This is a genomic window from Leclercia pneumoniae (assembly GCF_017348915.1).
Taxonomy (GTDB): domain Bacteria; phylum Pseudomonadota; class Gammaproteobacteria; order Enterobacterales; family Enterobacteriaceae; genus Enterobacter; species Enterobacter pneumoniae.
The window spans coordinates 3,226,627-3,247,551 of record NZ_CP071383.1; the positions used below are offsets into that span (position 1 = coordinate 3,226,627).

The window sequence follows — 20,925 nt, forward strand, 5'->3', positions numbered from 1 at the left end:
TGCGAAAATGGCGTTTTTTCTGCGCATCTATCATGACTGATAACGCCGTATTGCAACTGCGTGCTGAACGCCTTGCCCGCGCAACGCGCCCTTTTCTCGCCCGTGGCAACCGCATCCGACGCTGCCAACGCTGTTTGTTACCGCTGAAACAGTGTCTGTGCGCTACCCTGACGCCAAGCCATGCTACCAGCCGCTTTTGCCTGGTGATGTTCGATACAGAACCCATGAAACCCAGCAATACCGGGCGATTGATTGCCGATATCCTGCCAGATACCGTCGCGTTTCAATGGTCGCGCACCGAGCCGCCAGAGGCGCTACTAGAGCTGGTAGCCAGTGACGCTTATCAGCCGATGGTGGTGTTCCCCGCCTCTTATGCCGGCCCGGATCGCCAGGTGTTGACGACGCCGGCGACGGGAAAACCGCCGCTGTTCATCATGCTGGACGGTACCTGGACAGAAGCGCGCAAAATGTTTCGTAAAAGCCCTTATCTTGATGCGCTGCCGGTGATCTCTGTAGATCTCTCTCGCGTCTCAGCCTACCGGCTGCGCGAAGCGCATGCAGACGGCCAGTATTGTACCGCCGAGGTTGCCATTGCCTTGCTGGATCTGGCAGGCGATCGCCAGGCGGCTGGCGCATTGGGTCAGCATTTTTCCTGTTTTCGCGAACGTTATCTGGCCGGAAAAACCGTACATAAGGGAAGCGTCACAGCAGCCGAGTCAGAAAGCGTTTAAAATCATCAGGTCACTCGTACTCTCAGGAGACCTGAATGAGCCAGCGTGGGTTAGAAGCCTTACTCCGCCCCAAATCCATCGCCGTTATCGGCGCGTCAATGAAGCCCGAACGCGCTGGCTATCTGATGATGCGCAACCTGTTGGCTGGCGGCTTCAGCGGGCCTGTGCTGCCCGTTACCCCTGCCTGGAAGGCGGTGCAGGGGGTACTTGCCTGGCCGGATGTCGAAAGCTTACCTTATATCCCCGACCTGGCGGTGCTCTGCACGCACGCCCGGCGCAATCTGGATCTGCTGGAAGCGCTCGGCAAGAAAGGGGGTAAAACCTGCATCATCCTCTCCTCTCCTCCTGAACAGCACAACGACCTGCTGGCCTGCGCGGCACGTTATCAAATGCGTTTGCTTGGCCCAAACAGCCTCGGCCTGCTGGCCCCCTGGCAGGGTCTGAATGCCAGTTTTTCTCCGGTGCCCATTCGTAAAGGCAAGCTGGCATTTATCTCCCAATCGGCAGCGGTTTCCAATACTATTCTCGACTGGGCTCAGCAACGTGAGATGGGCTTTTCGTATTTTATCGCGCTGGGTGATAGCCTCGACATCGACGTGGATGAGCTGCTCGATTTTTTGGCGAGAGACAGCAAAACCAGCGCTATCCTGCTCTATCTTGAACATCTGAGTGATGCGCGGCGGTTTGTCTCTGCGGCGCGTAGCGCGTCGCGCAATAAACCTATCCTGGTGATCAAAAGCGGACGTAGTCCGGCAGCCCAACGGTTATTGCACTCCCACTCCGGAATGGATCCGGCCTGGGATGCCGCCATTCAGCGCGCGGGTCTGTTACGCGTGCAGGACACGCATGAACTCTTCTCCGCCGTTGAAACGCTGAGCCATATGCGCCCGCTTCGTGGAGAGAGGCTGATGATTATCAGTAATGGCGCAGCCCCGGCCGCACTGGCCCTCGATGAGCTCTGGTTGCGTAATGGTAAACTCGCCACCCTTAGCGAAGAGACGTTACAACGACTGCGCGAGGCCTTGCCCGCAGGCGTTGAGCCGGGCAATCCGCTTGATCTCCGTGACGATGCCAGCAATCAGCACTATTTAACGGCCCTTAGCCTTCTGCTCGACAGTCAGGATTTCGATGCTCTGATGGTCATTCACTCGCCCAGTGCCGTTGCCCCGGGCAGCGAGAGCGCGCGGGCGCTGATTGATGGCATTAAAAATCATCCACGTGGCAAGTATGTCTCTGTACTGACCAACTGGTGCGGTGAGTTTTCATCCCAGGAGGCACGCCGCCTGTTCAGTGAAGCAGGGCTGCCGACCTACCGGACCCCCGAAGGGACTATCACCGCGTTTATGCATATGGTGGAGTACCGACGTAACCAGAAACAGTTGCGTGAAACGCCCGCGCTTCCCGGCAATCTGACCGCGAACACCAGCGGTGCCCGTAATCTGTTACAGCGTGCCATTGATGAGGGTGCGCGTGCGCTGGATACCCATGAGGTGCAACCGATTCTTCAGGCGTACGGTCTGAATACCCTGCCTACCTGGATTGCCAGCGATAGCGCAGAAGCCGTACATATCGCCGAGCAGATCGGCTATCCGGTCGCCCTTAAGCTGCGTTCTCCGGATATCCCTCATAAGTCTGAAGTTCAGGGCGTTATGCTCTATCTGCGCACGGCCGCAGAGGTTCAGCAGGCGGCCGATGCCATCATCGATCGAGTTAAAATGACCTGGCCCCGGGCACGCATCCATGGCCTGTTGGTACAAAGCATGGCCAACCGCGCCGGCGCGCAAGAGTTGAGGGTGGTCGTTGAGCACGATCCGGTATTTGGCCCGTTGATCATGCTTGGTGAAGGGGGCGTGGAATGGCATCCGGAGGAGCAGGCTGTGGTGGCTCTGCCGCCGCTGAACATGAACCTGGCACGATATCTGGTGATCCAGGCGATCAAGAGCAAAAAGATCCGCGGGCGCAGTGCACTCCGACCTCTGGATATTGCCGGACTGAGCCAGTTCCTCGTGCAGGTCTCTAACCTGATCGTGGATACCCCAGAAATTCAGCGTCTGGATATTCATCCTCTGCTGGCGTCAGGCAGTGAGATGACCGCTCTGGATGTCACCATGGATGTAGCAGCCTTCAGCGGCGATCGCGAAAGCCGGCTGGCTATTCGCCCTTACCCACAGCAGCTGGAAGAGTGGGTCGAGATGAAAAACGGTGAAAAATCGCTGTTCCGCCCTATCCTGCCGGAAGATGAACCGCAGTTGCAGCGCTTTATCGCTCAGGTGACTAAAGAGGATCTCTACTATCGCTATTTCAGCGAAATCAATGAATTTACCCATGAAGATTTAGCTAACATGACGCAGATCGACTACGATCGGGAAATGGCGTTTGTTGCCGTTCGGCGAACCCCTGAAGGTGATGAGATACTCGGCGTAACGCGCGCCATTTCGGATCCTGATAACGTCGATGCTGAATTCGCCGTGCTGGTTCGCTCGGATCTGAAAGGATTAGGTCTTGGGCGACGGCTGCTGGAGAAGCTCATTAGCTATACGCGCGATCACGGATTACTGCGCCTTAATGGTATTACTATGCCTAACAATAGGGGCATGATCGCCCTGGCGCGAAAACTTGGATTTACCATAGATGTGCAGCTTGAAGAAGGCATCGTGGGGCTAACGCTGCATCTGATGCAGCAGGGTAAACAAGAGTAAGGTACTGGAAATGTTGACCACTTTCGCGGGTACTAATGATATGATTGTCCGCTTCTGTTGTCTGCTTAGTACAGATAACCCTTCAATGAACAGAGAAGAAACGCACTGTGATGTTGTCAAAATTTAAGCGCAACAAACATCAACAACACCTTGCTCAACTACCGAAGATTTCTCAGTCAGTTGATGATGTCGAGTTCTTTTACGCTCCCGCCCATTTTCGGGAAACGCTTCTGGAAAAAATTGCCAGCGCGACGCAACGTATTTGCATCGTGGCGCTTTATCTTGAACAGGATGAAGGCGGCAGCGCTATTTTACACGCAATTTATGAAGCAAAGCGCCAGCGTCCGGAACTGGACGTGCGTGTACTGGTCGACTGGCATCGGGCACAGCGCGGACGCATCGGCGATGCTGCCTCTAACACCAACGCTGACTGGTATTGCCGCATGGCCCAGCAGAATCCGGGCGTTGACGTTCCGGTTTACGGTGTCCCTGTAAACACCCGTGAAGCCCTGGGCGTACTGCATTTCAAAGGTTTCATCATTGATGACAGCGTGCTCTATAGCGGCGCCAGCCTGAATGACGTTTACCTGCATCAGCTTGATAAGTACCGTTACGATCGTTACCACCTGGTACGCAATGCGCGTATGGCGGACGTGATGTTTGCATGGGTCGATCAGAACCTGGTACACGGCCGTGGCGTTAATCGCCTTGATGATCCCCATCGCCCTAAAAGCCCGGAAATCAAAAATGACATTCGCTTATTCCGTCAGGAGTTGCGTGATGCTGCATTCCATTTCCAGGGCGATGCCGATAACGACCAGCTCTCGGTTACACCGCTGGTCGGCCTTGGCAAATCGAGCCTGTTAAATAAAACCATCTTCCATTTGATGCCCTGTACAAACGAGAAACTGACGATTTGTACCCCCTACTTCAATTTGCCGGCAGTGTTGGTTCGTAGCATCATCCAGCTACTGCGCGATGGTAAAAAAGTGGAAATCATCGTTGGCGATAAAACGGCAAACGATTTTTATATCCCTGAAGATCAACCGTTTAAAATCATCGGTGCGCTGCCTTATCTCTACGAGATCAACCTGCGCCGCTTCCTGAGCCGCCTTCAGTATTATGTGAATACCGATCAGCTGATCGTGCGTCTGTGGAAGCACGAAGATAATAGCTATCACCTGAAGGGAATGTGGGTTGACGATGAATGGATGCTGATGACGGGGAATAACCTTAACCCGCGCGCATGGCGACTTGATCTTGAGAATGCGATCCTGATCCACGATCCGCGTAAAGAGCTATCGGTACAGCGTGAACGCGAGCTGGATCTGATCCGCACGCACACCACCATAGTGAACCACTACCGCGATCTGCAAAGTATCGCTGACTATCCGGTAAAAGTGCGTAAGCTGATACGCCGTTTACGCCGCATTCGTATTGATCGGCTTATCAGCCGTATTCTGTAATGCACCTGCCCCGTCATTGACGGGGCTTTTTTATGGAGGTTGCAATGCGATATCTCCTTCTCCTGGGCTGTTGTCTACTGTGCGGCTGTAGCCACATGGCACAAGACAGCTGGGCGGGCCAGGATAAAGCCCAACACTTTCTGGCTTCCGCTATGCTCTCCGCCGCCGGGAATGAATATGCCCGGCACCAGGGCTATAGCCGCGATCGCAGCGCAGCTTACGGACTGATGTTCTCGGTCAGTCTGGGGGCCAGTAAGGAATTTTGGGACAGCCGCCCGGCAGGAAGCGGCTGGAGCTGGAAGGATTTTGCCTGGGATATCGCCGGCGCAACCACCGGCTATACCCTATGGCAGCTGGCTGATCACTAAAGACGAATACCTTTGCCTTTACGGTGCAGCATTAAGGAGACGATGAACGCCAGCGCGCCCATGAGCGTGACGTACCAGAAAAAGATCGTCTCGCTACCTATCGATTTCAATGAAAGCGCCACATACTCGGCCGAGCCACCAAAAAGGGCATTGGCCACCGCATAAGACAACCCAACCCCAAGCGCACGCACCTGAGCTGGAAACATTTCGGCTTTAAGAATGCCACTGATCGAGGTGTAAAAGCTGGCGATAATAAGTGCCACCATCACCAGCGCGAAGGCGGCGTAAGGTGAGGAGACATGTTGTAATGCCGTCAGGATAGGCACGGTGCATAACGTCGACATTCCCCCGAATATAAGCATTGAACTACGGCGACCAATTTTATCCGACAGCGCGCCGATTACAGGCTGGATCAGCATAAAGACAAAAAGCGCCACAGTCATAACCATACTCGCCACATTAGCGTGCATACCTGTCGTATTGACCAGATACTTCTGCATATAGGTAGTGAAGGTATAGAAGGTAAGCGATCCCCCCGCCGTAAAACCGAGCACCATCAAAAATGCCTTTCGGTTGCGCCATAGCCCCTTGAATGAACCCGCCTCTTTCAGCGAGCGCACCTCTTTCTGTGACGTTTCATCCAGTTGACGGCGTAGCCACAGTGCCACTATTGCCAACACTGCCCCCAGCGCAAAAGGTACGCGCCATCCCCATGCACGTAGATCTTCATCGCTCAGCACCTGCTGCAGGATCACCACAGCCAGTATGGCTAACAGTTGACCGCCTATGAGCGTTACGTACTGGAAGGAAGCATAAAAACCTTTGCGCCCTTCCACGGCGACTTCACTCATATAGGTCGCGCTCGTGCCATATTCACCGCCGACGGATAATCCCTGGAATAGACGAGCGAGCAGTAAGAGCGCCGGAGCCCAGGTGCCGATAACGGCATAGCCGGGCAGACACGCGATCACTAGCGATCCAAAGCACATCATGCAGACTGAAATCAGCATAGAGGTTTTACGCCCTTTACGATCGGCAATGCGGCCAAATAGCCAGCCACCGATAGGACGCATCAAAAATCCAGCTGCAAAAACGCCTGCTGTCTGCAGCAACTGGGTCGTGGTGTTACCGGATGGAAAGAAGATGTGAGCAAAATAGAGTGAACAGAATGAGTAGACGTAGAAGTCAAACCACTCCACCAGGTTACCTGAAGAGGCACCAACGATTGCCCAGATTCTGCGGCGGGTATCTTGCACCGCGCTCTGTTTATGATCCGTATCTGTACTGGCTACGGTTTCTGTCATTTTAAATCCCCTGTCTTACATTGCGGGCCATTGCACCCATACCAAGTAAAACCGCATTTAAAATGTAGCGTTAGGTAAAAAACTTGTTATTTTTATGTTTCATTAAATTTTGTGAGGCAAATCATAAAAAAGATAACTTCTGGTGATGTCTCCTAGCCCCATTTCTTTTGATGCTCTTGTTTTCGTTGCAGATAGTCCTCATCTGCGCGGATTTTATCCCACCACGTTTTAAAGATTTTGGCCGCTTCGGCCTTCACCGGATCGTGATCTAATGGCTTCACGTTACGATCTTCGTCATATTTTCTTCCTCCTTTATGGTTCGCATAGCGTCTGGCACGGGTATATCCCATCTGAATGAATTTACGGGCCATGTCCATGCCGACAAAGTCATTCTTCTGCCGATATTGCTCGAACAAAGCGTAAATTTCCTGGGCGGACGTCGTGGCAACTTCAGCATTTTTATAGCGCCAGTGGGGGAGAATTTCACTTTTATAAGGTTCAACCAATAATACCCCCTGCTCTCCTCGTCCGACCTGGTAGAGCTCCGGATGCTCGCGAAAGTTTATGTTGGCGAAATCTTGTTGGTAGTTAAAAGGAGGGTTCGGCAAAATAACCTCACTGCTGTGATTTGTTTTATTATTTTAGCCAGAGAATAGTGAACGTGCCGTATGCGAATGCAAAGCAAAAAACCCCGCACCTTACGGTACGGGGTTCTTCTTAATTGATGCCTGGCAGTTCCCTACTCTCGCATGGGGAGACCCCACACTACCATCGGCGCTACGGCGTTTCACTTCTGAGTTCGGCATGGGGTCAGGTGGGACCACCGCGCTAAAGCCGCCAGGCAAATTCTGTTAAATCTGTATCACAGCTGAAAATTGTCTCTGTCTCTTCGCCGAAACAGCTTCGGCGTTGTAAGGTTAAGCCTCACGGTTCATTAGTATCGGTTAGCTCAACGTATCGCTACGCTTACACACCCGACCTATCAACGTCGTAGTCTTCAACGTTCCTTCAGGACTCTCAGGGAGTCAGGGAGAACTCATCTCGGGGCAAGTTTCGTGCTTAGATGCTTTCAGCACTTATCTCTTCCGCATTTAGCTACCGGGCAGTGCCATTGGCATGACAACCCGAACACCAGTGATGCGTCCACTCCGGTCCTCTCGTACTAGGAGCAGCCCCCCTCAATTCTCCAGCGCCCACGGCAGATAGGGACCGAACTGTCTCACGACGTTCTAAACCCAGCTCGCGTACCACTTTAAATGGCGAACAGCCATACCCTTGGGACCTACTTCAGCCCCAGGATGTGATGAGCCGACATCGAGGTGCCAAACACCGCCGTCGATATGAACTCTTGGGCGGTATCAGCCTGTTATCCCCGGAGTACCTTTTATCCGTTGAGCGATGGCCCTTCCATTCAGAACCACCGGATCACTATGACCTGCTTTCGCACCTGCTCGAGCCGTCACTCTCGCAGTCAAGCTAGCTTATGCCATTGCACTAACCTCCTGATGTCCGACCAGGATTAGCTAACCTTCGTGCTCCTCCGTTACTCTTTAGGAGGAGACCGCCCCAGTCAAACTACCCACCAGACACTGTCCGCAACCCGGATTACGGGTCTACGTTAGAACACCAGCCATTAAAGGGTGGTATTTCAAGGATGGCTCCACGCAGACTGGCGTCCACGCTTCAAAGCCTCCCACCTATCCTACACATCAAGGACCAGTGTTCAGTGTCAAGCTATAGTAAAGGTTCACGGGGTCTTTCCGTCTTGCCGCGGGTACACTGCATCTTCACAGCGAGTTCAATTTCACTGAGTCTCGGGTGGAGACAGCCTGGCCATCATTACGCCATTCGTGCAGGTCGGAACTTACCCGACAAGGAATTTCGCTACCTTAGGACCGTTATAGTTACGGCCGCCGTTTACCGGGGCTTCGATCAAGAGCTTCGCGTTGCCGCTAACCCCATCAATTAACCTTCCGGCACCGGGCAGGCGTCACACCGTATACGTCCACTTTCGTGTTTGCACAGTGCTGTGTTTTTAATAAACAGTTGCAGCCAGCTGGTATCTTCGACTGATTTCAGCTCCACCCGCAGGGGCTTCACCTACACATCAGCGTGCCTTCTCCCGAAGTTACGGCACCATTTTGCCTAGTTCCTTCACCCGAGTTCTCTCAAGCGCCTTGGTATTCTCTACCTGACCACCTGTGTCGGTTTGGGGTACGATTTCGTGTTACCTGATGCTTAGAGGCTTTTCCTGGAAGCAGGGCATTTGTTACTTCAGCACCGTAGTGCCTCGTCATCACACCTCAGCGTTAAAAAGGAACCGGATTTACCTGGAACCTCCGCCTACATGCTTAAACCGGGACAACCGTCGCCCGGCTAACATAGCCTTCTCCGTCCCCCCTTCGCAGTAACACCAAGTACAGGAATATTAACCTGTTTCCCATCGACTACGCCTTTCGGCCTCGCCTTAGGGGTCGACTCACCCTGCCCCGATTAACGTTGGACAGGAACCCTTGGTCTTCCGGCGAGCGGGCTTTTCACCCGCTTTATCGTTACTTATGTCAGCATTCGCACTTCTGATACCTCCAGCATGCCTCACAGCACACCTTCAACGGCTTACAGAACGCTCCCCTACCCAACAACACCTAAGTGTCGCTGCCGCAGCTTCGGTGCATGGTTTAGCCCCGTTACATCTTCCGCGCAGGCCGACTCGACCAGTGAGCTATTACGCTTTCTTTAAATGATGGCTGCTTCTAAGCCAACATCCTGGCTGTCTGTGCCTTCCCACATCGTTTCCCACTTAACCATGACTTTGGGACCTTAGCTGGCGGTCTGGGTTGTTTCCCTCTTCACGACGGACGTTAGCACCCGCCGTGTGTCTCCCGTGATAACATTCTTCGGTATTCGTAGTTTGCATCGGGTTGGTAAGCCGGGATGGCCCCCTAGCCGAAACAGTGCTCTACCCCCGAAGATGAGTTCACGAGGCGCTACCTAAATAGCTTTCGGGGAGAACCAGCTATCTCCCGGTTTGATTGGCCTTTCACCCCCAGCCACAGGTCATCCGCTAATTTTTCAACATTAGTCGGTTCGGTCCTCCAGTTAGTGTTACCCAACCTTCAACCTGCCCATGGCTAGATCACCGGGTTTCGGGTCTATACCCTGCAACTTAACGCCCAGTTAAGACTCGGTTTCCCTTCGGCTCCCCTATACGGTTAACCTTGCTACAGAATATAAGTCGCTGACCCATTATACAAAAGGTACGCAGTCACACCACTAGGGTGCTCCCACTGCTTGTACGTACACGGTTTCAGGTTCTTTTTCACTCCCCTCGCCGGGGTTCTTTTCGCCTTTCCCTCACGGTACTGGTTCACTATCGGTCAGTCAGGAGTATTTAGCCTTGGAGGATGGTCCCCCCATATTCAGACAGGATACCACGTGTCCCGCCCTACTCTTCGAGTTCACAGCAAGTGTGTTTTCGTGTACGGGACTTTCACCCTGTACCGTGCGACTTTCCAGACGCTTCCACTAACACACAAGCTGATTCAGACTCTGGGCTGCTCCCCGTTCGCTCGCCGCTACTGGGGGAATCTCGGTTGATTTCTTTTCCTCGGGGTACTTAGATGTTTCAGTTCCCCCGGTTCGCCTCGTTAACCTATGTATTCAGTTAACGATAGTGCAACGAGTTGCACTGGGTTTCCCCATTCGGACATCGCCGGGTCAAAGGTTCATATCACCTCGCCGGCGCTTTTCGCAGATTAGCACGTCCTTCATCGCCTCTGACTGCCAGGGCATCCACCGTGTACGCTTAGTCGCTTAACCTCACAACCCGAAGATGTTTCACTTCTGATTGCGAAAATTTGAGAGACTCGAACACACATAACATGTGTGTCGTTTCAATTTTCAGCTTGATCCAGATTTTTAAAGAGCAAATATCTCAAACATAACTCACTGAGTTAGTTTTGAGATACTGATTGGTTGTGCCTTTCACTCACACCCAGCAAGTGGCGTCCCCTAGGGGATTCGAACCCCTGTTGCCGCCGTGAAAGGGCGGAGTCCTAACCGCTAGACGAAGGGGACACGGAGTGTCGCGACTTCGCAGCCGTCTTGCTCGTTACTTTTCATCAGACAATCTGTGTGGACACTACAAAGGCAGGTTCTTTAAGGTAAGGAGGTGATCCAACCGCAGGTTCCCCTACGGTTACCTTGTTACGACTTCACCCCAGTCATGAATCACAAAGTGGTAAGCGCCCTCCCGAAGGTTAAGCTACCTACTTCTTTTGCAACCCACTCCCATGGTGTGACGGGCGGTGTGTACAAGGCCCGGGAACGTATTCACCGTAGCATTCTGATCTACGATTACTAGCGATTCCGACTTCATGGAGTCGAGTTGCAGACTCCAATCCGGACTACGACGCACTTTATGAGGTCCGCTTGCTCTCGCGAGGTCGCTTCTCTTTGTATGCGCCATTGTAGCACGTGTGTAGCCCTACTCGTAAGGGCCATGATGACTTGACGTCATCCCCACCTTCCTCCAGTTTATCACTGGCAGTCTCCTTTGAGTTCCCGGCCGGACCGCTGGCAACAAAGGATAAGGGTTGCGCTCGTTGCGGGACTTAACCCAACATTTCACAACACGAGCTGACGACAGCCATGCAGCACCTGTCTCACGGTTCCCGAAGGCACCAAAGCATCTCTGCTAAGTTCCGTGGATGTCAAGAGTAGGTAAGGTTCTTCGCGTTGCATCGAATTAAACCACATGCTCCACCGCTTGTGCGGGCCCCCGTCAATTCATTTGAGTTTTAACCTTGCGGCCGTACTCCCCAGGCGGTCGACTTAACGCGTTAGCTCCGGAAGCCACTCCTCAAGGGAACAGCCTCCAAGTCGACATCGTTTACGGCGTGGACTACCAGGGTATCTAATCCTGTTTGCTCCCCACGCTTTCGCACCTGAGCGTCAGTCTTTGTCCAGGGGGCCGCCTTCGCCACCGGTATTCCTCCAGATCTCTACGCATTTCACCGCTACACCTGGAATTCTACCCCCCTCTACAAGACTCTAGCCTGCCAGTTTCGAATGCAGTTCCCAGGTTGAGCCCGGGGATTTCACATCCGACTTGACAGACCGCCTGCGTGCGCTTTACGCCCAGTAATTCCGATTAACGCTTGCACCCTCCGTATTACCGCGGCTGCTGGCACGGAGTTAGCCGGTGCTTCTTCTGCGAGTAACGTCAATCACCAAGGTTATTAACCTTAATGCCTTCCTCCTCGCTGAAAGTACTTTACAACCCGAAGGCCTTCTTCATACACGCGGCATGGCTGCATCAGGCTTGCGCCCATTGTGCAATATTCCCCACTGCTGCCTCCCGTAGGAGTCTGGACCGTGTCTCAGTTCCAGTGTGGCTGGTCATCCTCTCAGACCAGCTAGGGATCGTCGCCTAGGTGAGCCATTACCCCACCTACTAGCTAATCCCATCTGGGCACATCTGATGGCAAGAGGCCCGAAGGTCCCCCTCTTTGGTCTTGCGACGTTATGCGGTATTAGCTACCGTTTCCAGTAGTTATCCCCCTCCATCAGGCAGTTTCCCAGACATTACTCACCCGTCCGCCGCTCGTCACCCAGGAGCAAGCTCCCTGTGTTACCGCCCGACTTGCATGTGTTAGGCCTGCCGCCAGCGTTCAATCTGAGCCATGATCAAACTCTTCAATTTAAGTTTGATGCTCGTGAATTAAACTTCGTAATGAATTACGTGTTCACTCAGAGACTTGGTATTCATTTATTGTCCGAAGACATTAAGAATCCATGTCACTTTGAGTGCCCACACAGATTGTCTGATAAATTGTTAAAGAGCAGTGCCGCTTCGTTTTTCGCTGCGGCGCGGGGTGTGCATATTACGCTTTCCCGCTTCAGAGTCAAGCAATTATTTTTGCTTTTCTCCGGGATTCTTCAACCGCCTCAGCGGGAGAACCCTTCTGACCCGGCGGCTTGCTTGCCGTTGTTCCGTGTCAGTGGTGGCGCATTATAGGGAGTTATTCCGAACCCGCAAGTACAAAGTTAAAAATATTTACCAACCGCTCACTATTTGGTCGATTTATACGTCAGAGACGCATTATTGCCTGGTTTTTAAACAAAAACGAGCCGCAAGCGGCTCGTTTTTACTGTTTTGTGACTTACTGCACTGCCACAATGCGATCGTTGTTGGCTTCCAGACGGATAACCTTGCCCGGGATCAACTCCCCGGAAAGAATCTGCTGTGCCAGCGGGTTTTCTATCTGTTGCTGGATTGCTCGTTTCAATGGACGAGCACCATAAACAGGATCATAACCATTTGCACTCAGCAGCTTCAGCGCTTCGTCGGAAATATGAATTTCATAACCGCGCTCTTCCAGTCGTTTATACAGACGCTGCAACTGGATCTGGGCAATCGACGCGATGTGTTTCTCACCCAGCGGGTGGAATACTACGACTTCGTCGATACGGTTAATGAATTCCGGACGGAAGTTTTGGCTGACGACACCCAGAACCAGATCTTTCATATGGCTATAGTCCAGTTCACCAAAACGTTCCTGAATCAAATCGGAACCCAGGTTAGAGGTCATAATGACCACGGTGTTACGGAAATCAACCGTTCGCCCCTGCCCGTCGGTCAGACGGCCATCATCCAGTACCTGCAGAAGAATGTTAAACACATCCGGGTGCGCTTTCTCTACTTCATCCAACAGGATGACAGAATAAGGACGACGACGTACCGCTTCGGTCAGATAACCGCCCTCTTCGTAGCCGACATATCCCGGAGGCGCCCCGACCAGACGAGACACCGAGTGTTTTTCCATAAACTCAGACATGTCGATACGAATCATCGCGTCATCACTATCGAACATGAAGTTCGCCAACGCTTTACAAAGTTCCGTCTTACCGACCCCTGTTGGCCCCAGGAATAAGAACGAACCGATGGGACGATTAGGATCGGATAACCCTGCACGACTACGGCGGATGGCATTCGACACCGCCTCAACCGCTTCATCCTGGCCGATAACCCGATGGTGCAAATCCTGCTCCATGCGCAGCAGTTTTTCGCGTTCGCTCTCCATCATGCGCGCCACGGGGATGCCGGTCCAACGCGCCAGCACTTCCGCAATCTCTGCATCCGTCACTTTGTTACGCAGCAAGCGCATTGTTTTGCCTTCAGACTGGGTTGCAGCTTCCAGCTGTTTTTCGAGCTCCGGTATTTTGCCGTACTGCAGTTCAGACATGCGCGCTAAATCGCCCACACGACGCGCCTGCTCAATCGCAATTTTTGCCTGCTCGAGCTCGGCTTTAATAGTCTGAGTACCGGAAAGAGAGGCTTTTTCTGCTTTCCACTCTTCTTCTAATACCGAATACTGACGCTCTTTGTCGTCCAGCTCTTCATTGAGCATGTCGAGACGTTTCTTACTGGCGTCGTCTGACTCTTTCATCAACGCCTGCTGTTCCAGCTTGAGCTGGATGATGCGGCGATCGAGCCTGTCGAGCTCTTCCGGCTTCGAGTCAATCTGCATACGAATGCTGGAAGCGGCTTCATCGATAAGGTCGATGGCTTTGTCTGGCAGCTGACGATCGGAAATGTAGCGATGCGATAAGGTTGCGGCAGCCACAATCGCCGGGTCAGTGATCTGCACATGGTGGTGCAGTTCATAACGTTCTTTTAAACCACGCAGAATGGCAATGGTGTCTTCGACCGTCGGTTCTGCAACAAACACCTTCTGGAATCGACGTTCCAGCGCGGCGTCTTTTTCTATGTATTGACGATATTCATCAAGTGTAGTGGCCCCTACGCAGTGCAGTTCACCACGCGCCAGTGCAGGTTTCAGCATGTTGCCGGCGTCCATCGCCCCATCGGCTTTACCCGCGCCCACCATAGTGTGCAATTCGTCAATAAACAGGATGACATTACCCTCCTGTTTAGCCAGATCGTTCAGCACCCCTTTCAGACGCTCTTCGAACTCACCGCGGTATTTCGCCCCGGCCACCAACGCACCCATGTCCAGCGCCAGTACGCGGCGGCCTTTCAGCCCTTCCGGTACTTCGCCGTTGACGATACGCTGAGCCAGCCCCTCAACGATGGCCGTTTTACCGACCCCGGGTTCACCGATGAGTACCGGGTTATTTTTAGTACGGCGTTGCAGTACCTGGATAGTACGACGTATCTCTTCGTCACGGCCAATCACCGGGTCAAGTTTGCCCTGCTCGGCACGCTCGGTCAGATCGACAGTAAATTTTTTCAACGCCTGACGTTGGTCTTCGGCTCCCTGATCGTTCACGCCTTCACCTCCACGCATTTGATCGATCGCCTGAGTCACATTAGCAGTTGTCGCTCCGGCAGATTTCAGCAGGTCGGTCAGCGTGCCACGTGAATCAAGCACAGCCAGAACAAAGAGTTCCGACGAAATAAAATTATCCCCACGCTTCTGCGCCAGTTTGTCGCACAGGTTCAGCGCCCGCACAAGATCCTGAGATGGCTGCACATCGCCGCCGGTACCTTCTACCTGCGGTAGACGGCTTAACGCCTGATCGATGGCCGTACGAAGCTGCCCGACGTTGACGCCAGCAGAGGTTAATAAAGGACGTACTGATCCCCCTTCCTGATTCAGTAAGGCGCTCATTAAATGAAGAGGTTCAATAAATTGGTTGTCGTGCCCCAGTGCGAGTGACTGGGCATCAGCGAGAGCAAGCTGGAATTTATTAGTAAGACGATCCAGACGCATAACTCCTCCCATAACAGGTCAAATTTGCTACTGGAGATTAAATGAGGTCATCCCTCAATTATTCAAGGTGAATGACCTGAATTATGCGAAAAGAAAACTACACGTACCGGATCGTCTTGATTCTATAGGTTATATCAGCCAAATGAAACTTGCCATACGACCGGTAGTCTTGTCGCGACGATATGAGAAGAATTCGTCCCGTTCTGTGAAGGTACACCGATCGCCGCCGTAAATTTGCGTCACACCCAGCGCGGCTAAGCGCTGACGCGCAAGCTGGTAAATATCGGCCATATACTTCTCACCGACTGGCGTGAATGCGCTGGCCGCCTGCGGGTCGGCGTGCATAAAGGCCTCTCGTACTTCGGGGCCTACTTCAAAGGCCTGAGGGCCGATTGCGGGCCCAAGCCAGGCGAGGATGTTATCTGGTGTATCGGTAAAACAGGCGATGGTCTCTTCCAGCACGCCGGCACACAGGCCTCGCCAGCCTGCATGGGCAGCCCCCACTTCCGTACCCGCGCGATTACAGAAAAGCACAGGTAAACAGTCGGCGGTCATCACGGCACAAACGGTACCCGGCGTATTGCTCCAGGAAGCGTCAGCACGTTTTGAAACGTAAGGTTCGCCAGTGAGTTTGAGCACCTGAGTGCCATGAACCTGTTCAAGCCAGACCGGTTTGGACGGCAACCGGCCAGCCGTAAACATACGGCGGCGGTTCTCTTCGACATGTTCTGGATTATCACCGCAGTGCGCCCCGAGGTTCAGTGAGTGCCAATCCCCTTCGCTGACGCCGCCAATACGCGTAGAACTACAGGCGGCCACACCTTCAGGCAGTGGCCATTGCGGGATAATCACTTTAGTCATAACCAGTCCACATCGTCCTTATGTTCTTCGAAATCGGCGCGCATGGCGTCGATAAGGTCCACCATATCCTGCGGAATAGGCGCATGCCACTCCATCTCAATACCGGAGATCGGGTGGTACAGACGCAGCATGGTCGCATGCAGCGCCTGGCGGTCAAATTTACGCAGTTCGGCGATGAACGCCTCCGACGCACCTTTCGGCGGACGCGGACGGCCACCGTACAGCTGATCGCCCACCAGCGGGTGAGTGATATGTGACATATGCACACGGATCTGGTGCGTACGCCCCGTTTCCAGACGCAGGCGCAAGCGCGTGTGGATACGGAAGTGCTCCATGATGCGATAGTGCGTCACCGCAGGTTTACCCATCGGATGCACTGACATATGCGTTCGTTTGGTCGGGTGGCGGCTGATCGGCTGCTCCACCGTGCCCCCAGCGGTCATATGCCCGATTGCAACGGCTTCATATTCACGGGTGATTTCACGCAGCTGCAGTGACTCTACCAGGCGCGTCTGCGCCGGAATAGTTTTCGCTACCACCATCAGGCCGGTGGTGTCTTTATCCAGACGGTGAACAATGCCCGCACGCGGCACATCAGCAATGGGCGGATAATAGTGCAGGAGTGCATTCAGCACCGTCCCGTCAGGATTACCTGCTCCTGGGTGGACAACCAGGTCGCGCGGCTTATTAATAACGAGGATGTCATCATCTTCGTAGACGATATTCAGCGGGATATCTTGAGGCTCAAAGCGAACTTCTTCTTCGATCTCAACATCAATGGCGACAACCTCCCCGCCTAACACTTTCTCTTTCGGCTTGTCCCAGACTTTGCCATTTACCAGCACGCGCTGGTCAAGGATCCATTCTTTTATGCGTGAACGCGAATAATCAGGGAACATTTCGGCCAAAGCTTGATCTAAGCGTTGACCGAGCTGATTTTCGGAGACTGTTGCGGTGAGTTCTACTCGTTGTGCCATGGACTGCTTCTTCGTTTAACGTTGGGTTTTACGGCTTTGCCGTTTAATATAGTGTGCTATTGTAGCTGGTCTTAATCGGGAGCAGGAAAGAGATTCTCCCGGACAAACATTTGAGGAAAGTCAAAACGTCATGACGCGCATGAAATATCTGGTGGCAGCGGCCACGTTGAGCCTGGCTTTGGTGGGCTGCTCCGGTTCAAATGAACAGGTCCCTGACAATCCGCCGAATGAAATCTATGCGACTGCTCAGCAAAAGCTGCAGGACGGTAACTGGAAACAGGCGATAACGCAACTGGAAGCGTTGGATAATCGCTATCCATTTGGTCCGTATTCGCAGCAAGTGCAGCTGGATCTCATCTACGCCTACTATAAAAACGCCGATCTCCCGCTGGCTCAGGCGACTATCGATCGTTTCATCCGTCTGAACCCGACTCATCCTAACATCGATTACGTGATGTATATGCGCGGCCTGACTAACATGGCGCTGGATGACAGTGCGCTGCAAGGCTTCTTCGGCGTGGATCGCTCTGACCGCGACCCGCAGCACGCTCGCGATGCGTTCAACGATTTCTCCAAGCTGGTTCGTGGTTATCCGAACAGCCAGTACGTGACCGATGCCAGCAAACGTCTGGTATTCCTGAAAGATCGTCTGGCTAAATACGAGTACTCCGTTGCCGAATACTATACGCGTCGTGGCGCGTGGGTCGCCGTGGTGAACCGCGTTGAAGGAATGCTGCGTGATTATCCGGATACGCAGGCTACGCGTAATGGCCTGAAGCTGATGGAAAACGCCTATCGCCAGCTGCAGATGAATGCCCAGGCTGAGAAAGTGGCAAAAATCATTGCTGCCAACAGCAGCAACACCTGATTTATCGCTCTCAAGAGAAACGGCAGCCCTCGGGCTGCCGTTTTTTTATGCGTTTAGTGATTTCGCTGAAGCGGTTTAGCCGCTACCAATCTAGTCAACTATGACCCCTAATCAGCTCTTCGACAAGGTTAAACTTACGTCTTCCTGTCCTGGCTCACAAAAAGAATGAACTGACAAAAAGTGACAAAATAACGTGATTTACATCACACATTTTGACATTGGAGACGGTATGCTGGAATCACCAAGACGGAAAGACAAGAGGTAAAATTTATGACAATGAACATTACCAGTAAACAAATGGAAATTACTCCGGCAATCCGCCAGCACGTCGCAGACCGTCTCGCCAAACTGGATAAATGGCAAACACACCTGATTAATCCACATATCATTCTGTCCAAGGAGCCGCAGGGCTTCATCGCTGATGCAACTATCAATACTCCTAACGGCCATCTGGTCGCCAGCGCAAAACACGAGGATATGTACACCGCTATTAACGATTTGATCAACAAGCTGGAACGGCAGCTCAATAAAGTGCAACACAAAGGTGAAGCCCGTCGCGCCACAACATCGGTGAAAGACGCCAGCTTCGCTGAAGAAGTTGAAGATGAGTAATCCTTTACATTGAGTCTATCGCCAACGCGCCTTCGGGCGCGTTTTTTATTGACAGGGTGAAAACAGTACAGGTACTTTAAGTCTGTCTTTACAAGGAATCTTCCCTGATGCTTAAACCGTTTTTCTTCGCATTCTTTTTTACCTTCCCCTGATTGGGAGGCGTTTCGTCGTGTGATAAAGAATGCGAAGACGAACAACAAGGCCTCCCACACCGGGGGGCCTTTTTTATTGATAACGATAATATGATTAAGGCAAAGCGATGACACAGGAAAACCCGTTACTGGAACTGCGCGATAAGATCAGCGCACTGGATGAGAGATTGCTTTCACTGCTGGCTGAACGCCGTACCCTGGCGGTTGAAGTGGGTAAAGCCAAGCTCGCCACTCATCGTCCGGTACGTGACATTGACCGCGAACGCGACCTGATGGAGCGGTTAATTCAGCTGGGTAAAGCTCATCATCTGGATGCGCATTATATTACCCGCCTGTTCCAGTTGATCATCGAAGACTCGGTGCTTACCCAACAAGCTCTACTCCAGCAACATCTGAATAAAACCAATCCCCACTCTGCCCGTATTGCTTTCCTTGGCCCGAAAGGATCTTACTCGCACCTGGCGGCACGCCAGTATGCTGCTCGTCATTTCGATGAGTTTATTGAGAGCGGATGCGCGAAGTTTGCTGATATCTTTAACCAGGTAGAGACCGGCCAGGCCGATTACGCTGTGGTGCCAATCGAGAACACCAGTTCCGGGGCAATCAACGACGTTTATGACCTGCTGCAACACACCAGCCTGTCGCTGGTTGGCGAACTGACCATCCCCATTGACCACTGCGTGCTGGTCTCCGGCTCGACGGACCTGAGCCAAATCAAGACCGTTTACAGCCACCCGCAGCCTTTCCAGCAATGCAGCCAGTTTTTGAATCGCTATCCGGACTGGAAAATTGAGTACACCGAGAGTACCTCCGCAGCGATGGAGAAAGTTGCGCAGGCTAACTCCCCTACCGTGGCGGCACTGGGCAGCGAAGCCGGTGGTGCGCTCTATCATTTACAGGTGCTGGAACGTAACCTGGCAAACCAGACGCAAAATATCACCCGTTTTATTGTGCTGGCACGTAAAGCAATTAATGTCTCTGACCAGGTTCCAGCCAAAACCACGCTGTTGATGGCGACAGGGCAGCAGGCGGGCGCGCTGGTTGAAGCGCTGCTGGTATTACGCAACCACAACCTGATCATGACCAAACTGGAGTCCCGTCCCATTAATGGCAACCCATGGGAAGAGATGTTTTACCTGGATATCCAGGCCAACCTTGAATCTGCATCCATGCAGAGTGCCCTGCGTGAGCTAAGTGATATCACCCGCTCAATGAAAGTGCTGGGCTGCTATCCTGGCGAAAATGTCGTGCCCGTCGATCCTGCTTAACGCTCGATAAAGAGGCTTTTCTTTACCCCTGCCACATTCACTGGCAGGGTGAAGATTGCGCCGGATAAAGGATATTGCTTCACTTCTTCCGCGCTCATGTTTTCACGCGTGGTGGTAATAAAGAGCGTTTTCATATCCGCACCGCCAAAGCAGACCATGGTGGGGCAACGTACCGGCAGTTTATATTCCTCGAGCTGCTCGCCCATGGGTGAAAACCGGGCGATACGCCAGCCATCATACATGGCGCTCCAGTAACACCCTTCCACATCCGTGGCCGCGCCATCCGGAATGCCTTCGCCCTCTACGAATTGACAGAACACTTCACGTTGGCCGGGCTCGGCCTGTTCATCGAGCGGAGTGCGATAAATCACCGCATTTGGCGTATCTGAGGTATACATCCACTTGCTATCCGGGCTGAAAGCCACCCCATTATGTCCCTGGATATCACACTGGATAACCCTGGGCGTAAGATCGTTATCAATACGCATCAGCATAGCCCCGTTATAATCCCCCGGCGCCCAGAACGTACCCGCGTAGAAACGTCCGAGAGGGTCAGTTCCGCCATCGTTGAAACGGGCAAGCTGCGGGTTAGAGGGGTTATCACAGACTTTACGCTGCAGGGTGCCGTTTTTATCCGTTAGCCAGATGGCATTACGCATGGCGACAATAAATCCGCCCCGCTCACGCAGCGCGAAACAGCCCACCTCTTCGTGAAAAGCCAGTACAGAATGTTCACCGTTGACCGGATGATAGCGGTGGATCTCGCCCTCAAGAATATCTGCCCAGTAGAGAGCCTGTTCCTCCTCGCTCCAGGTTGGACATTCCGGTAAGTGCCCGGTGTAGTTAAACAGGCGCTGTAATTCAGCCATAACCGTTCCCCA

At 52.9% G+C, this 20,925-nt stretch carries 14 protein-coding genes, 1 tRNA gene, 3 rRNA genes and 1 other annotated feature; of the genes, 8 read left to right on the top strand and 10 right to left on the bottom strand.

Annotation, left to right across the window (positions count from 1 at the left end; translation table 11 throughout):
- Positions 1–32: 32 nt before the first annotated feature.
- The 4 genes from JZ655_RS15635 (at position 33) to JZ655_RS15650 (ending at position 5,264) form a co-directional block, all read left to right on the top strand.
- The gene (locus JZ655_RS15635; RefSeq protein ID WP_040074451.1) at positions 33–731 is read left to right on the top strand and encodes a tRNA-uridine aminocarboxypropyltransferase; all 699 of its coding nucleotides are present in this window, start codon (positions 33–35) and stop codon (positions 729–731) included.
- A gap of 35 nt (positions 732–766) precedes the next feature.
- On the top strand, positions 767–3,430 hold the full coding sequence (locus JZ655_RS15640; protein WP_207292231.1) for a bifunctional acetate--CoA ligase family protein/GNAT family N-acetyltransferase: 2,664 nt from the start codon (positions 767–769) through the stop codon (positions 3,428–3,430).
- A gap of 110 nt (positions 3,431–3,540) precedes the next feature.
- Entirely contained in the window at positions 3,541–4,896 is a 1,356-nt protein-coding gene (gene pssA / locus JZ655_RS15645) for a CDP-diacylglycerol--serine O-phosphatidyltransferase (RefSeq protein ID WP_207293862.1), read from the top strand.
- A 44-nt stretch (positions 4,897–4,940) separates the two neighbouring features.
- A complete protein-coding gene (locus tag JZ655_RS15650; RefSeq protein WP_046884524.1) occupies positions 4,941–5,264 on the top strand; it encodes a YfiM family lipoprotein in 324 nt (107 codons plus the stop codon).
- Here the strand turns inward: JZ655_RS15650 and JZ655_RS15655 are convergent.
- The 9 genes from JZ655_RS15655 to rluD all read right to left on the bottom strand — a co-directional run bounded on the left by JZ655_RS15655 (position 5,261) and on the right by rluD (position 17,144).
- Positions 5,261–6,568 (bottom strand): MFS transporter, encoded by a 1,308-nt coding sequence (locus tag JZ655_RS15655; protein WP_207292232.1) that lies wholly within the window; start codon positions 6,566–6,568, stop codon positions 5,261–5,263. The genes JZ655_RS15650 and JZ655_RS15655 overlap by 4 nt on opposite strands.
- Positions 6,569–6,720: 152 nt before the next feature.
- Positions 6,721–7,176 (bottom strand): DUF4385 domain-containing protein, encoded by a 456-nt coding sequence (locus JZ655_RS15660; RefSeq protein ID WP_207292233.1) that lies wholly within the window; start codon positions 7,174–7,176, stop codon positions 6,721–6,723.
- A gap of 118 nt (positions 7,177–7,294) precedes the next feature.
- Positions 7,295–7,410 (bottom strand): 5S ribosomal RNA (rrf, locus tag JZ655_RS15665).
- 71 nt (positions 7,411–7,481) lie between these two features.
- Positions 7,482–10,387 (bottom strand): 23S ribosomal RNA (locus tag JZ655_RS15670).
- 183 nt (positions 10,388–10,570) lie between these two features.
- Positions 10,571–10,645: transfer RNA gene (locus JZ655_RS15675), tRNA-Glu, on the bottom strand.
- A gap of 87 nt (positions 10,646–10,732) precedes the next feature.
- A 16S ribosomal RNA gene (locus JZ655_RS15680) occupies positions 10,733–12,272 on the bottom strand.
- Together the 16S, 23S and 5S rRNA genes with 1 tRNA gene alongside form the textbook arrangement of a ribosomal RNA operon.
- Before the next feature lie 460 nt (positions 12,273–12,732).
- Positions 12,733–15,306, bottom strand: coding sequence for an ATP-dependent chaperone ClpB (gene clpB, locus JZ655_RS15685; protein WP_040074444.1), 2,574 nt, complete (start codon positions 15,304–15,306; stop codon positions 12,733–12,735).
- Positions 15,307–15,435: 129 nt separating this feature from the next.
- The gene (gene yfiH / locus JZ655_RS15690; RefSeq protein ID WP_207292234.1) at positions 15,436–16,167 is read right to left on the bottom strand and encodes a purine nucleoside phosphorylase YfiH; all 732 of its coding nucleotides are present in this window, start codon (positions 16,165–16,167) and stop codon (positions 15,436–15,438) included.
- A complete protein-coding gene (rluD, locus tag JZ655_RS15695; RefSeq protein ID WP_046886231.1) occupies positions 16,164–17,144 on the bottom strand; it encodes a 23S rRNA pseudouridine(1911/1915/1917) synthase RluD in 981 nt (326 codons plus the stop codon). Before rluD ends, yfiH begins: the two co-directional genes overlap by 4 nt.
- A 130-nt stretch (positions 17,145–17,274) precedes the next feature.
- On the opposite strand from rluD, the gene bamD reads away from it, so the two are divergent.
- The 4 genes from bamD to pheA all read left to right on the top strand — a co-directional run bounded on the left by bamD (position 17,275) and on the right by pheA (position 20,044).
- The gene (gene bamD, locus JZ655_RS15700; protein ID WP_046886232.1) at positions 17,275–18,012 is read left to right on the top strand and encodes an outer membrane protein assembly factor BamD; all 738 of its coding nucleotides are present in this window, start codon (positions 17,275–17,277) and stop codon (positions 18,010–18,012) included.
- 270 nt (positions 18,013–18,282) lie between these two features.
- Positions 18,283–18,624, top strand: a complete 342-nt coding sequence (gene raiA / locus JZ655_RS15705) for a ribosome-associated translation inhibitor RaiA (RefSeq protein WP_032613238.1) — start codon at positions 18,283–18,285, stop codon at positions 18,622–18,624.
- Between the two features lie 103 nt (positions 18,625–18,727).
- Positions 18,728–18,853, top strand: a sequence feature (Phe leader region).
- On the top strand, positions 18,729–18,776 hold the full coding sequence (locus tag JZ655_RS21665; RefSeq protein WP_411815397.1) for a hypothetical protein: 48 nt from the start codon (positions 18,729–18,731) through the stop codon (positions 18,774–18,776). It overlaps the preceding feature by 48 nt.
- 30 nt (positions 18,854–18,883) lie before the next feature.
- Positions 18,884–20,044 carry a bifunctional chorismate mutase/prephenate dehydratase gene (gene pheA / locus JZ655_RS15710; protein ID WP_207292235.1) on the top strand — a complete coding sequence of 387 codons (1,161 nt, stop codon included), beginning with the start codon at positions 18,884–18,886 and terminating at the stop codon, positions 20,042–20,044.
- Here pheA and JZ655_RS15715 read toward each other — a convergent pair.
- Positions 20,041–20,913: an SMP-30/gluconolactonase/LRE family protein gene (locus JZ655_RS15715; RefSeq protein ID WP_207292236.1), complete on the bottom strand. Its 873-nt coding sequence runs from the start codon at positions 20,911–20,913 to the stop codon at positions 20,041–20,043. The genes pheA and JZ655_RS15715 overlap by 4 nt on opposite strands.
- Between the last annotated feature and the right edge of the window lie 12 nt (positions 20,914–20,925).